This window comes from Bacillus sp. AFS015802, assembly GCF_002561455.1.
Classification (GTDB): domain Bacteria; phylum Bacillota; class Bacilli; order Bacillales; family Bacillaceae_B; genus Rossellomorea.
Genome location: NZ_NTUP01000061.1, coordinates 22,543 through 36,611 on the forward strand (window position 1 = coordinate 22,543; position 14,069 = coordinate 36,611).

The 14,069-nt window shown below is 45.2% G+C and carries 13 protein-coding genes and 1 riboswitch; of the genes, 4 read left to right on the plus strand and 9 right to left on the minus strand.

Annotated features, from left to right (window positions below):
* Nucleotides 1-19: 19 nt before the first annotated feature.
* The 4 genes from CN378_RS16005 to CN378_RS16020 all read right to left on the minus strand — a co-directional run bounded on the left by CN378_RS16005 (nucleotide 20) and on the right by CN378_RS16020 (nucleotide 5,752).
* The gene (locus tag CN378_RS16005; RefSeq protein ID WP_098353465.1) at nucleotides 20-1,024 is read right to left on the minus strand and encodes an LLM class flavin-dependent oxidoreductase; all 1,005 of its coding nucleotides are present in this window, start codon (nucleotides 1,022-1,024) and stop codon (nucleotides 20-22) included.
* Nucleotides 1,025-1,129: 105 nt separating this feature from the next.
* On the minus strand, nucleotides 1,130-3,514 hold the full coding sequence (locus CN378_RS16010) for an immune inhibitor A domain-containing protein (RefSeq protein ID WP_483295094.1): 2,385 nt from the start codon (nucleotides 3,512-3,514) through the stop codon (nucleotides 1,130-1,132).
* Between the two features lie 346 nt (nucleotides 3,515-3,860).
* Nucleotides 3,861-4,934 carry a tetraprenyl-beta-curcumene synthase family protein gene (locus CN378_RS16015; RefSeq protein WP_098353467.1) on the minus strand — a complete coding sequence of 358 codons (1,074 nt, stop codon included), beginning with the start codon at nucleotides 4,932-4,934 and terminating at the stop codon, nucleotides 3,861-3,863.
* A gap of 14 nt (nucleotides 4,935-4,948) precedes the next feature.
* Entirely contained in the window at nucleotides 4,949-5,752 is an 804-nt protein-coding gene (locus tag CN378_RS16020; RefSeq protein WP_098353469.1) for an alpha/beta fold hydrolase, read from the minus strand.
* A gap of 84 nt (nucleotides 5,753-5,836) precedes the next feature.
* Here CN378_RS16020 and CN378_RS16025 point away from each other — a divergent pair, with 84 nt between their 5' ends.
* Entirely contained in the window at nucleotides 5,837-6,352 is a 516-nt protein-coding gene (locus CN378_RS16025; protein WP_098353471.1) for a gamma carbonic anhydrase, read from the plus strand.
* Nucleotides 6,353-6,498: 146 nt separating this feature from the next.
* Here the strand turns inward: CN378_RS16025 and metK are convergent, their stop codons facing one another.
* Entirely contained in the window at nucleotides 6,499-7,701 is a 1,203-nt protein-coding gene (gene metK / locus CN378_RS16030; protein ID WP_098353473.1) for a methionine adenosyltransferase, read from the minus strand.
* A 210-nt stretch (nucleotides 7,702-7,911) separates the two neighbouring features.
* Nucleotides 7,912-8,055: riboswitch (SAM riboswitch) on the minus strand.
* Between the two features lie 329 nt (nucleotides 8,056-8,384).
* Between metK and pckA the strand changes: the two genes are divergently transcribed.
* Entirely contained in the window at nucleotides 8,385-9,974 is a 1,590-nt protein-coding gene (gene pckA / locus CN378_RS16035) for a phosphoenolpyruvate carboxykinase (ATP) (RefSeq protein ID WP_098353475.1), read from the plus strand.
* Nucleotides 9,975-10,032: 58 nt separating this feature from the next.
* On the opposite strand, the gene CN378_RS22350 is transcribed toward pckA, so the two are convergent.
* Entirely contained in the window at nucleotides 10,033-10,182 is a 150-nt protein-coding gene (locus CN378_RS22350; RefSeq protein WP_106298475.1) for a lmo0937 family membrane protein, read from the minus strand.
* 168 nt (nucleotides 10,183-10,350) lie between these two features.
* On the opposite strand from CN378_RS22350, the gene CN378_RS16040 reads away from it, so the two are divergent.
* Complete coding sequence (locus CN378_RS16040) at nucleotides 10,351-11,142, plus strand: GNAT family N-acetyltransferase (RefSeq protein ID WP_098353477.1); 792 nt, start codon at nucleotides 10,351-10,353, stop codon at nucleotides 11,140-11,142.
* A gap of 38 nt (nucleotides 11,143-11,180) precedes the next feature.
* On the opposite strand, the gene CN378_RS16045 is transcribed toward CN378_RS16040, so the two are convergent.
* Together CN378_RS16045 and CN378_RS16050 are read right to left on the minus strand one after the other, a co-directional pair.
* Nucleotides 11,181-11,747 carry a biotin transporter BioY gene (locus CN378_RS16045; RefSeq protein ID WP_483295091.1) on the minus strand — a complete coding sequence of 189 codons (567 nt, stop codon included), beginning with the start codon at nucleotides 11,745-11,747 and terminating at the stop codon, nucleotides 11,181-11,183.
* 117 nt (nucleotides 11,748-11,864) lie between these two features.
* A complete protein-coding gene (locus tag CN378_RS16050; RefSeq protein WP_098353481.1) occupies nucleotides 11,865-12,557 on the minus strand; it encodes a copper homeostasis protein CutC in 693 nt (230 codons plus the stop codon).
* 141 nt (nucleotides 12,558-12,698) lie between these two features.
* On the opposite strand from CN378_RS16050, the gene CN378_RS16055 reads away from it, so the two are divergent.
* On the plus strand, nucleotides 12,699-13,031 hold the full coding sequence (locus CN378_RS16055) for a putative periplasmic lipoprotein (protein WP_098353483.1): 333 nt from the start codon (nucleotides 12,699-12,701) through the stop codon (nucleotides 13,029-13,031).
* A 54-nt stretch (nucleotides 13,032-13,085) separates the two neighbouring features.
* Here the strand turns inward: CN378_RS16055 and CN378_RS16060 are convergent, their stop codons facing one another.
* Nucleotides 13,086-13,868 (minus strand): alpha/beta hydrolase family protein, encoded by a 783-nt coding sequence (locus CN378_RS16060; protein WP_098353485.1) that lies wholly within the window; start codon nucleotides 13,866-13,868, stop codon nucleotides 13,086-13,088.
* Between the last annotated feature and the right edge of the window lie 201 nt (nucleotides 13,869-14,069).

The following is a 14,069-nucleotide window of genomic DNA, read 5'->3' on the forward strand; positions in this document are numbered from 1 at the left end:
GAGGTCCGTCCCTCTTTTTTTATAATAATTCGTTCGCAATCAGCTCGAATGATTTGAGTTTATCTTTGAAATCGTAGGTGATGCTGACAAGCATGATTTCATCGGTTTGGTACTGCTCGCTTAGTGCGAGTAGCTTTTCTTTTACTTTCTTTGGACTTCCAACGACCATGCGTTTGCGATTTTCGCGCACTCTCATGGCTTCGAACGGTGTATACTGATACGCTGCCGCTTTCTCGGGGCTTGGCGTTCCGTTCGAGCGCATGCCCTGTTCGATCATGAGAATGGATAAATCAATGCTGGACGCGACTCTTTCCGCTTCTTCATCTGTTTCTGCGCAGATGGCAAATACGGCTACGATGTTCTTCGGCTCCTTCAGGTACTCAGATGGAACAAAATTGTTTCGGTAGGCTTGAGTGTATTGAGGGCCGCCTTCCCCATTGATGAACTGGGCAAAGGTATAAGGCAGTCCTTTTTGTGCTGCAAGCATGGCACTCGATGGACTTGATCCGAGCATCCAGACTTCCGGCATGGTTTTGATCATCGGAGCTGCTGTGAGTCCCTGGTACGGATGAGTATCAGGCAGGGAATCTGTCAGGTAGCCGAGAAGATCATCGATTTGTTCCGGGTAACGATTCACATCCCTCGGCTTTCCGTCATGGAGGGCCATTGTGGCCATCGGCATTCCGCCCGGAGCCCTTCCCAATCCCAAATCGATTCGATCAGGATTTAATCCTTCAAGCAAACGGAAATTTTCCGCTACTTTGTATGAAGAATAATGTGGAAGCATCACGCCGCCGGAACCTACACGGATCCTTGACGTATTTTGGGCGAGATGGGCAATCAACACTTCCGGTGATGAACCGGCAAGGCTCGTGGAATCATGATGCTCTGATACCCAGAACCGTTCAAACCCTAATTTTTCTGTATGTTTCGCTAATTCTACTGTATTATTTAAAGCCTCCTGCGGGCTCATTCCTTCGGCAATCGGTGACTGATCGAGTACACTTAGCTTCAAAATGGACATCTCCTTTAATTGATGTGTGTATTATTATCAATTCTGATGAAAAAAATGTCCACTAACATGCTTAAAGGGTGACCGCCTTGAAGGCAGTCACCCTTTTGATGTTACTTATTTTTTGTAAAGTAATACTTTACCGACTGTACCGTCAGCACTTTGTCCTGTCACACGGAAATTCAATCCGTAGTTCGGTACGTTACGTCCAGCGTCTACTAATCCTTTGTTGCTGTAATCCGCACTGTCACTGAATAATGGGTTTCGGGCAGTGTGGTTGTCTGTCATTGTGGTGCCCAGTAATTCAGAGTAATCTAGGAACATTTTCTCTGATTTGTTCAGGCTGAATGCCGCATCGTGAATCTGGTAGCGGGTGGATCCAACATCACCGTTACTCCAGTAATTTGTAGTTTGATCCGCATCGACCACTCCAAGGAATCCGTCTCCAGGATGGATTCCAGTCCAGTTTTCACTGTATTGATTATCCACATACCATACAACTAAACCTTCATTATATTCCATTAAGCTAGCTCCACGGCGGATGTTGGCAAGACCTTCATCTACACCGTTGTGGCTGCGCCATTCCAATAGGTAGTAGTGGTCAGAGCGTTTGATCCCGTCGTCTTTCGTGAATCCATCTAAAGTGAATTTAGCATCGCCTTCAGCGTCATCAAACACTACTTCTTCTCCATCAACGACTACAGAAAGGTCGTCTGCATATAGACCTGGGTTAGATACAGCACCATCTGTTACGTACTCGATTGCAATTTCTACTTCTTGACCAGCATAAGCTGAAAGGTCAAATGAAGCGTCAACCCAGCCGTTGGATGAACCAGTGATTCCATTACCTAGATTCGCATCATAAGGATTCTCATCCGTTGTAATGTCACTTGCCACCGGTTCACCGTTAACTGTCACATACGCGTAATCCCAATCCTTTTCAATGTCATACCAAGCTTTGAAGTTGAATTGAGCAGAAGTCGCATTGGTTAGATCTACCGTTTTCGTTAAGTTATTGTGTAAATCATCTGCACTCCCTGAGAAGTACTCTGACTTACCGCTTGCAGGCTCATTGATGACCGTCTCTTTTTGAGGAAGATTCACTTTCACTACATCATGATTTGTTCCTTTTGTAGCAGCTTCGTCCAGAAGGACTTCTTTTGATCCCTTTTCTAGATCATTAAGATTTACTTCGGTTCCAGTCTGCCAATTTCCTTTTGCACCTTCATTATCCACTACAGCAGAAGCCTGTAGCATCTCTTTCGCGTAAGGACTGAATCCTGTCGGCTGCGCACCAGGGATGTCCCCTGCCCAGCTTCCGCTTGCCATGATGGACCAGTAGCTTACCGCTTCACCGGCACCTGAGTACTGAGTATCATACTCATCAGGTAATCCCAAGTCATGGCCGAATTCATGGGCCATTACTCCGACTGCACCGTCTTCAGGTTCGATTGTGTAGTCGTAAGCATACATGGTGCCTTCTCCCCAATAATCAACTTCAGGTGTTGGAGATCCAGCAATCGGGAAGATTCCTCCAAGGTTCCAACGGTGAGACCAGATAGCGTCAGATCCTAAAGATCCACCACCGGCTTCTTCACCTACACCGGAGTGAATGACCATCAAGTGATCGACAAGTCCGTCCGCCTCAAGATAATTCCCGTCACCATCAAGATCGTATCGATCCCATTGGTCATATTTTGCAAGATCAACTTCTGGGTCTGCAGCCGCTTTGGCAAGGGCTTCTTTAATCAAGCCACGGGCATTTACATCGCTGCCATCCGGCTGTGGATCATTCCCACCATACTCAGCGGCATTTTTTTCAGCAGTATACCATCCAGCAACTTCACCATCTACTGAATAACTTCCACCTGACTGCTGTTCATAATACTGTTTCATTGAAACATATGTCTTACCGTCTGGCCCTGTCCAGCCGCCATCTCCGAATAACATATCCTGGTAATGCTCACGTGAATAAGCATCCTCACCGTCATAATACATATCTGTTTCATCAGCAGTCATGGAATTATGAGGCTTGTCCGGGTAATCAACGAGAAGTACCAATACTTCGTCGGTACGCTTCTTCCCATCGTATGCTTCTTCCTTGACTGAATCAGGTGTATTTTTCTTGGCTTGTCCAAGCTTATTTCCCTTACCTGAAGTCAAACCATTACTCTTCATTTCTTCTTTCAGCTTGGCTTTCGTTTCCGCTGCTTCATCATGAAGTTCCCCTGCTTGTTTCTTAGCAGAATCCGCTTTTGCTTTCAGGAACTTTTGCAATCCCTTCTGAGCTTCTGCAGCTGTCGCATTCTTCTTGATCTTTCCTTCTTTCTTCAGCATCTCGATCAGGCGTTCATCGTTCGCGATTCCTAAATCGAATGCCCCTCCTCCATGCTTATGATCATATTTCACCGTTGGCTTCGCTAACACATTCTGCGGCCCAACCGTAGCAGCTGATGCAGGTACAGCAAATGCCCCTACACTTAACGCGGCGGCCATGGCCATGGATAATACTTTACGTGATTTCAAGCACGATTCCCCCTTAGTTATGTACTAAATATTTACACTAACTACAATATACTCCACTATTCTGAAAAGTAAATATATTCAGATAGCAATTGGTTATTTAGGATTACGAAATAATAGGAATATAGTTAAATAGTTTCATATAAGGAAAACAAATTAACAGGACTATTGACATACTTCTAAATAATTCAACAAAAATTTTATGTATAAATATGGTAGTAAAGGTCGTATTTAGAAAGTTTTTGCCCGACTATTGTTTGATAAAATAGACAAAAAAAGGGACGGACCTTCGAATATCCATCCGAAGGTCCGTCCCTCTTTTTGCTTATGATGTTTTTTTGCGGTTTCTCCATTTGCGGTAGATTTTGCCGTTCAGGTAGAAGAATCTGGTGATCCAGCCGGCTTCTCCGATGAATTGTTTGGAGAAGGATTGGACGCTGGCCTGTTTATTGGCTTTATCGTCCGACAGATACACCCCGATGAGCCCTTTGTTGATCAAACGGTGAAAATGGGCATGGGGAAGCTCGAGGGTATGTTCATCGGCTTTCTGCAGGAAATGGAGCAATCGTTCTTTCAGATGCTCATCATCGTCGTAATAGAAGCAGAAGTTTAGATCTCCTCCCTCATGATCTTCATCCTGATCGATGAAGTAATCCAGGAGGATATGTAAGCCTTGGATATAAGGGAAATAACCGCGTTTGATCTTCTCTGTATACGAAGGTTGAAAATCCGTGCGACAAGCGTATGAAACCAGACAGAAAATGCCCAGGGTCGAACCGGAACAGGCGGAAAACTCGTACCAGTCCATTTCAGGAAGATTGGGACGGTGAGTTTCAAACCAATCCTGAAGCCTGCGCACCCTTTCTTCTTTCTTCACGTGTTTATGTATCTGCAGGTCGCAATAATACTCACATAATTCGAGCAGATCACCCTTGATATCGTCGTAGTGACTTAATGTCCCGAGAACGGACTGGCACGTCAGGACCAGATCCCTGAGGTATCCGCCATCATCCTGATCCCGCCTTAATGCATAATAATTGACAGGTTCCGCATCAACCGTCAAGGAATCCTTCATGGACTGGTGAAGAAGGGCAAAGTCGTCCGGGTCGAGTGAGACACTGCGGTCGCACAGATTATCCAAATAATCGCTGATTGTCTGATAGGCTACGATGAATCGGATCGTGGCAGCTTTTTGATCCAGCGCCAGAAGGGAAAGGATCGCCCCTCCCTCGCAGTGGAACGTCTTATGCTCAATGCTCGCGAGCGCCTGATTTCTCAGCTCTTGATTCGGTATCTCTTCTGCCCGTCTCTTCCAGCCGTCCAGTTCCTTATGGACGATTGGAAAAACAGTGCGGTACACCCTTGTCATCAGTGAAAAAGGATCACTTGGTATCGACAATTCCATCACCTCTTTTACAAAATATATCCCAGCGCTTTCAAGCGGCTTTCAATGAAAATCTTTGAGTATTCATAGATTTCTTCTCTTTCCGGTTCGTTATAAATTTCATGATAGCACTTTGGCCATTCTTTGTAATGCATTTCAGATAAAGACAGCTCATTGAACCATTTTTTCACGATTTTCTTATCGACGATCTTATCGTCACCCGCCTGCATCACAAGCAACGGGACGTCGGGCATCTTTTCCAGGTTGGCAAATGCTGCTTTCATGGCCTGTACGAGCTCCCTGTACCAGCGGACAGACACTTTGGTTATATACAGTGTGTCATTACTGTCGATTTCGCGGACATCGGCATTCCGTGTCGCCATATCAATTGTCAACCCTGATGGGAACTTCACCATCGGAGCGATTTTATTTAACCCGAGTGACAAAAGCTCGACCGGTTTGGCCGGGGTCGTCACCAATCCAAGACACGGGGAGGATAAGATGACACCGGCTACGTTCACATGGGATTCCTGCAGGAGGCGGACTGCTATTAGCCCGCCCATACTATGACCGATCACAAAGACAGGCAATTCGAATTGATAGGCTGCCTGCACCCAGTCCTTCACTTCCACAATGTATTCATCAAAGGAATCGATATGTCCCCTTTGACTTCGGGACGTCATTCCCTGACCGGGTAAATCACCCATGACGACGTGAAAGCCCGATGAACGCCACATTTCAATGAGCCAACCGTATCTGCCATGGTGTTCCATAGCGCCATGAATGATGACGATGACTGCCTTTGCCTCTTGATCTGATTCCCATTTCCACATGGCAAATCCTCCTTTATAGTTCTCTATATGAATGAATTCTGCTACCATTATTATAATAAATATTAGTGAAAGGGGTAGTGAAAAATGCTCTATCCGTATTATGATAAAAAACCGGTGATCGCCCATTCGGCTTTCATCGCCGATTATGTGACCATCTCTGGTGACGTTGAGATCGGAGAAGAATCAAGTATCTGGTTCAACACCGTCATCAGGGGGGACGTCGCCCCGACTAAAATCGGTGATAAAGTAAATATACAGGATAACTCGATCCTTCATCAGAGTCCAAATAACCCTCTTATCCTTGAAGATGAAGTGACCGTCGGCCATGGGGTGATCCTCCATAGCTGCAAGATCAGGAAAAAGGCGTTGATCGGCATGGGATCGATCATCCTCGACAATGCCGAGATAGGCGAAGGAGCCTTTATCGGAGCCGGAAGCCTTGTCCCCCAAGGGAAGGTCATCCCTCCCAATACCCTCGCATTCGGACGGCCGGCAAAAGTCGTGAGGGAGCTGAATGAGCACGACATCAGTGAAATGAAGCGCATCTCAAGGGAATACGCAGAAAAAGGTCAGTATTATAAAAGCATCAAACCGTTTTAACTTCCTATACTTGGGATACCCCATCCATCCCCGGAATACTCATGGAAGATTTTCTTGACGGTCCGACGCCCGACAGAAACCAACCCGGAATGCAGTCACGAAAAAAGACCAACACCCTAAAAAGTGTTGGTCTCTTCTATCTTCCCTTATTCGCCCAGTGCTTCTGCTTTTAATGCTTCCGCTTTGTTTGTGCGTTCCCAAGGAAGATCGATGTCATTGCGGCCGAAGTGTCCGTAAGCAGCTGTCTGCTTGTAGATCGGACGACGAAGGTCGAGCATCTTGATGATTCCTGCTGGACGAAGGTCAAAGTTATTGCTCACAACGTCAATTAACACATCTTCTGATACTTTTCCTGTTCCAAATGTATCAACGGAGATGGATACGGGCTTCGCAACCCCGATTGCATACGCTAATTGCACTTCGCACTTCTCGGCAAGTCCCGCTGCCACGATGTTCTTCGCAACATAACGTGCTGCATAAGCTGCTGAACGGTCCACTTTCGTTGCATCCTTACCAGAGAATGCCCCGCCACCGTGACGTGCGTATCCGCCGTATGTGTCAACGATGATTTTACGTCCTGTAAGTCCCGCATCACCTTGTGGTCCGCCGATTACGAAACGGCCAGTCGGATTGATGAAGTATTTAGTCTGTTCATCGATCAATTCTTTCGGTACAACCGGATCGATGACATATTCTTTCAGGTTACGCTGGATTTGCTCAAGCGTCACTTCCGGGTGATGCTGAGTGGAAATAACGATCGTGTCGATGCGGACAGGCTTATCGTTTTCATCATATTCAACGGTTACTTGCGTTTTCCCATCCGGACGCAGGTAAGGAAGGATTTCTTCTTTACGAACTTCCGTTAAGCGGCGGGAGATTTTGTGCGCAAGGGAAATCGGAAGAGGCATAAGCTCTTTCGTTTCATTACAAGCGAATCCAAACATCAGTCCTTGGTCACCTGCACCGATTGCATCGATTTCTTCATCCGTCATTTGACCTTCACGTGCTTCAAGAGCCTGGTCGACACCTTGAGCGATATCGGCAGACTGCTCATCGATGGAAGTCAGCACCGCACACGTTTCAGCATCAAATCCGTATTTTGCACGAGTATAGCCGATTTCACGGATCGTTTCACGGACGATTTTCGGAATATCGACATACGTATTTGTTGTAATTTCACCTGCAACCAGAACAAGACCCGTTGTAACAGATGTTTCACACGCTACACGCGCATTCGGATCGTTGGTAAGAATTGCATCAAGAATTGAATCAGAGATTTGGTCACAAATTTTATCTGGATGTCCTTCGGTTACGGACTCAGATGTAAACAGACGACGTTTAGTTGACATCAAGGTTCCTCCTTAAGCATATTTGTCGGAAATACTTCCAACAAAGCAGTAAACAGATACGGTACTCATTTCCCTAAGTAGTATGAAGTAAACATGATTCTTTTATAAATAAATCATGATTTATGTGCATGTGGTCCACTATAAACAGAAAAAACCCTTCCTCGGGAAAAATTCAGAGGAAAGGTTTCAGATCATAGCCGCGCCTTTTCTCTCTTATCGTTCAAGGTTTTAGAGACCTTGCCTCAGTTTAGCACCTTCGCTTAATCGGATCGTTTAAGAAATGCGATCCATTCACTATTTAGCAGGTTGCTGGGTTTCATAGGGTCTGCTCCCTCCACCAGCTCAGGATAAGAGTATCCGTTCAAGGAACAATGATAACGTTTAGGACAAGAGGTGTCAACTTTTTTTCGAATGTAAGGTTTAACCATTCATTGGCCCCTTTATTAGCCTTCAACCCGCACTTCTCATTGAAATAACCTAATGGGGGTCATCAGGCTAACCATTCCATTGTCCATGTCATATATATAAGAAGAAACAAGCTTTATTCGGTTGAAAAATGTGACAAAATGAAGACACATTATAAAATTAAATAAATAGTATAGACTAATAGCTTGATTGTGTTATACTATTTTTGTAAAGTAAACGATACCATTTAAATAAATTTATATAAAGGAAGGGTTCGAATGAATTCAGTGAGCATGTCTAATGAATTAACGGAATTACTTAATGGTCAAAACATCCAGGAACAATTATCTGTTTCTCAACTAGTCGAAAAGGTCCTTCAACGAAATGAAGGCGTTTTAACTTCATCAGGTGCAATCAGAGCAGAAACTGGTAAATACACAGGACGCTCTCCTAAAGATAAATTTATTGTAGAAGAACCAACGACGAAAGATAAAATCGAATGGGGTTCTGTCAATCAGCCGATCTCATCGGAATCATTCGATAAATTATATACGAAAGTCATCGAATACTTAAAAGAAAAAGAAGAAGTATTTTCATTTAAAGGGTTCGCAGGTGCCGACCCGAAACATAGACTGCCGATCCAGGTGATCAATGAATTTGCCTGGCATAATCTGTTTGCCCATCAATTATTCATTCGCCCGGAAACAGAAGAGTTGAAAGATCATCAATCCGAATTCACCGTCATTTCAGCACCGAACTTCAAGGCTGATCCGGAAGTCGATGGTACACACTCTGAAACGTTCATCATCGTTTCATTTGAAAAAAGAATCGTATTGATCGGCGGAACGGAATATGCCGGTGAAATGAAGAAGTCGATCTTCTCTGTCATGAACTATGTACTGCCTGAATCCGATATCCTGTCCATGCACTGTTCTTCAAACGTCGGACGCGAAGGCGATGTCGCGTTGTTCTTCGGATTATCCGGTACTGGTAAAACGACTTTATCCGCAGATCCGAACCGCCGTTTGATCGGTGATGATGAGCACGGATGGTCCCCGAACGGTGTATTCAATATCGAAGGCGGCTGCTATGCTAAATGTATCGGATTGACACGTGAGAAGGAGCCACAGATTTTCGATGCGATCCGTTTCGGTTCCGTACTTGAAAATGTCGTTCTGGATGACATGTCCCGCATCCCGGATTATGATGATAACACTTTAACAGAAAACACGCGTGCTGCCTACCCCCTTCAAGCGATGGAAAACATCGTGGAGCCAAGTATCGCAGGACACCCAAATACGATTGTATTCCTGACAGCTGATGCATTCGGCGTATTACCTCCGATCAGCAAGCTGACAAAAGAACAGGCAATGTATCATTTCTTAAGTGGATATACATCAAAGCTTGCAGGTACTGAGCGTGGAATCACTTCACCGCAAGCAACTTTCTCCACTTGCTTTGGATCTCCATTCCTTCCGCTTCCTGCCACTCGTTACGCAGAAATGCTCGGGAAGAAGATCGATGAGCACAATGCACAGGTATTCTTGGTGAACACTGGATGGACCGGTGGAGAATACGGTGTCGGAAACCGCATGAAGCTTTCTTACACCCGTGCCATGATTCAAGCCGCTCTTGAAGGCGAGCTGACGAATGTTGAAACGGCGACAGATGAAATATTCGGCCTGAACATCCCGGTTCACGTCCCTGGTGTTCCAGACGAAGTGCTTCAGCCTAAGAAGACCTGGTCCAATGAATCCGCTTATGAAGCGAAGGCAAAAGAACTTGCTCACAAGTTCAACGAGAACTTCAAAAAATTCTCAAACGTCCCTTCTGACATCGAACAAAAAGGCGGCCCGTCCGTTCAATAAATCAGCCTGACATACAAAGGTCCGTCCCTCAACCACGAGGGACGGACCTTTGTTATGGTTATAGCCCTTTTTTCCGGCCGGTGATTCTGTTGAATAAGAATACGACAACGGCGATTATCAGTAGAACATGTATGACGGCTCCACCGATTTTAAAGATCAATCCCAGTAACCAAAGAACTAATAAAATTCCGATGATGGTCCAAAGCATATGTGCTCCTCCTTATAACTGTTCTTGCTCCTAAGTTTCCCTAATAGCCGGATTTTAAAACCATTACCAATTCCCTATCCTGTTTTCTGATTTTACGCAAAAATAACACTTTACTAAATATTACTAATTTTGGTATGATAATGATTAAATTTTACAGGGGGAATAGAGATGATCAGACAGCTTACAGAAAAAGATCATGACTTATGCCAGCAGCTTATTCAACAACAGCCTGCTGAAAATTTATTCATTATCGGGGACATTGAAGCCTTTGGGTATGAACAGGATTTCCAGAAAATCTGGGGAGATTTTGATGAGGATGGAAACTTAAGGGGGATTCTTCTAAAATACCGTGAAAACTTCATTCCGTATTCCATGGGGGAATTTGATGCAGAAGGATTTGCCGCGATCATCAACGGGACGGAAGACTACAGCATCGTTTCAGGATTAAAACGGATCGTCACTGAAGTTGAACCCTACCTATCAAGAAAGATCGATTCGAAAAGACATATGTTTTATGCCAAATGCGATAGTACCTCTTCCATGGAAGACCGGGACCTGCCCCATGTGAAAGAGGCCAGGATTCCTGATTTACCGCAACTGGTAGAGCTTTTAAACGCTATCACTGAATTCAGCGGAGGAAGTTTTACAGTGGAGAAACGAAAGCACGGGATGGAAAAAGGGGTTGCCCGCAGCTACTTCGTGGAACAAGATGGAAAATTTGTTTCTTCCGCATCCACTACGGCAGAAAACAGCATGTCCGCCATGATCGTCGCTGTATGCACCCACCCCGGGTATAAGAAAAAGGGATATGCGACAGAGTGCATGACAAAGCTTTGCAGGGATGTTCTAAACGAAGGGAAAGAGCTTTGCCTTTTCTATGATAATCCTGAAGCAGGAAAAATATATAAGCGTATTGGATTTAAGGATATCGGGTACTGGTCCATGTATAAATTCCAATAAAAAAAGTGGATTCCTAAACAATAGGAGTCCACTTTTTCTTATGCGGCCACTTTCCGATTCTGAATTAATTTCGCCTGGACCAAACGCTTTCTTACCGTAATGCCAATCCAGCTTGCGAGGAATGCTTTGATCAGGCCGACTACGATAAACGGGTATACTCCCGCTGCCATGGCCTGGCTCCAGCCAAGGTCCGCCACATATTTCAGTTGAATGGTACCCAGGATCAGTGTGATAATCATTCCAACCGTATTGGCGATCATCGCCATCGGAATCGAGAACTTCGTTTTTTCAAGTATAAGACCCGTAAAGAACGCAGCGACGATAAACCCGAAAATATATCCTCCGGTCGGGCCTACAAGTACTTGTGCCCCACCGCTGAAGCCGGCAAACACAGGCACACCTACAGCACCGAGTGCCGCGTAGCAAATCAAGGACAATGCACCGTATCTGCTTCCAAGAATCGTAGCCGTGATCCCGACAGCCAGGGTTTGTCCGCTGATGGGAACAAGTGGAAGCGGTATTTCAATCTGGGCGAAGATCCCTGTCATCGCCGCAAAGATGGCACAGTGAATGAGCATCCTCAATTTTTCTCCATTCATGTTCAAATCCCCCTTTTGTATGTAAACTTCATATATCAATAAGTTTACACAAATTAAAGGGATTATGGAAGAACAATTTCTCTTCCCTGAATGCCTTTCTCTTTGGTTTAGAGTGAACAGGAATTAACGCATTATCTTTTCCTTGACTGCTTTCACCTTCACAGGGTCGATCCCCGACTCATAACTTCCATTCATGCGTACCCCTGAACCGAAATGATATTCCTTTGCATGCAACGTTCTGTGTATTCCCTCGATATTTTCCAAAGTAAGGCCCGATCCGGGCATGATAACCGGTCCGGAAACTGCCTCGACGTCCTGCATCTTTTTGATTATGCCCACCCCTTCACTCACACTTTCTTGGCCACCTGAGGTGAGGACCCGATCAATTTTTAAATCGGTTCGGCAAAGGGTCTTATAAAGGGCAACCGGGTCGTTGGAAGCGTCAATGGCCCGGTGAAAGGTGACGGACTGTTTTCCGGCCGCTTTTACGACCTTCCTTAATGCATCCTGGTCCAGCTCTCCATCAACCGTCAAAGCCCCAAATACGATTCCCTGGACTCCAATCTGATGAAAGGTCTCCAATTGATTCATCATTTCCATAAGCCCGGTTCTTCCATAGGAAAACGACTTACTGTGGGGACGCAGCATGACCTGGACAGGAACGGAAACAGCCTCGATGACTCTTTCAATCATTTGATAGGAAGGTGTCAGTCCCCCCTCTTGTATGACGGATACCAATTCAAGCCTGTCCGCTCCGGAAGCTTCTGCCACTCTCGCATCTTCCTCATTTAATACAATCACTTCCAATTTACTCATGATGATTACTCCTTACGTCATAGTGTTCCTTTTACTCTATCATAAGTGGAAATGAAATCGGATTGTCCAAAAAAAGAAACATGTTACCGTACAACCCTGAATATCCTTTGAATATGTGCGGAAGGAAAAAGGAGGAGAAACATGAAGCGCCTGATTTTTTTACTACTATGTGTGTTCGTGTTAAGTGCATGCGGGGAGAAAAAACCTGCATCCTATGAATTATGCGGATATGGGGATATGATGGTCGTGAATGACAAGGAGTACGTGAAAGTATCTGCCGAGAAGAAACTGACCCTCGACCAAAAGGTGGGATCCATCAAAGAAAAGATCGAAACCAAGTACCATCCCGTCAATGATTTTACAGCCAATACACTGGCGGAAGGGACACCCATTTATAGTGTGAAGGACCACAAGAACTATCTTATCGCACAAACAAAGGATAACCGCTATCTTTTATATGAGGAAATCAACTGAAAAAGAGGGCTGTAAGCGTCTGTTTACAGCCCTCTTTTTTTCTATTCATAACGCCTATTGATCCTTCATCCAGGAACAGAGCATGGAAACGATCTGTTGGTTCTTTCTGGGAGGGAAATAGTGCGTATACTCTTTGAAGTAATAGGAGGAGACCGGTTTTCCGAGCTCCCTCAATCTCTTTTCCAATCGATAAGCATGGTCGACAGAAACGTTCCGGTCTTTTTCCCCATGAATGATCAATACCGGTGCATCCAGGTACTCGAGTGAGTATAGAGGGGTGCGCCATTCATATCGTTCGGGTACTTTATTGGGGCTCCCCCCGATCACTCGCTTCATCATCCTGCGAAGATCCTTCCTCTCGTCATAGGTCAGGAACATATCCGACACGCCTCCCCACGTGACGACGGAGGTGACGTCCCTTGATTCAATCCCTGCCATCAATGCCATGACACCGCCCCTGGAAAAGCCGAATACGTGAATTCTGTCCGGTGCTGCGGCTGAATGGTTTTTCAATAATTCAATGCCGGATATAGCATCTTCCCGGTCGTCCCCTGCAAAATCCTCATTCCCTTCTCCCCCAAGATTCCCCCTGTAAAATGGTGCAAATACAATGAAGCCGTGAGAAGCGAATTGAGCGATCCGCGCCGGCCTCACCATCCCGACACCCTTGATTCCTCCTCTTAAATAAAGAAAACCGTCGTACTCCCCCTTAAGGGCTGGCTCTGCTAATAATCCCTTCACCCTGAGCCCGGATGATATATACGTGACCTCATATAACTCCACATGTGGGTTTGGCGAGGGAAACAATGTTTTCTTCACAATCGTTCCGTTCTTCATATTCTCTTCCTTTCAAAACGTGCAATGGGTATTCACACATTTTTTTACTCTACATAGAATATTTTAGCAAATCTAAATAGGCGATGTGAAATAGAGCTTTTCATCACCATCCTACCCTGCCGCCTGATAGATAAACAAAGTGAAGAGAGTTGCACTCATCCTGAACATTGATATTCAAAGAAGATCAGAGGAGGAAGATTG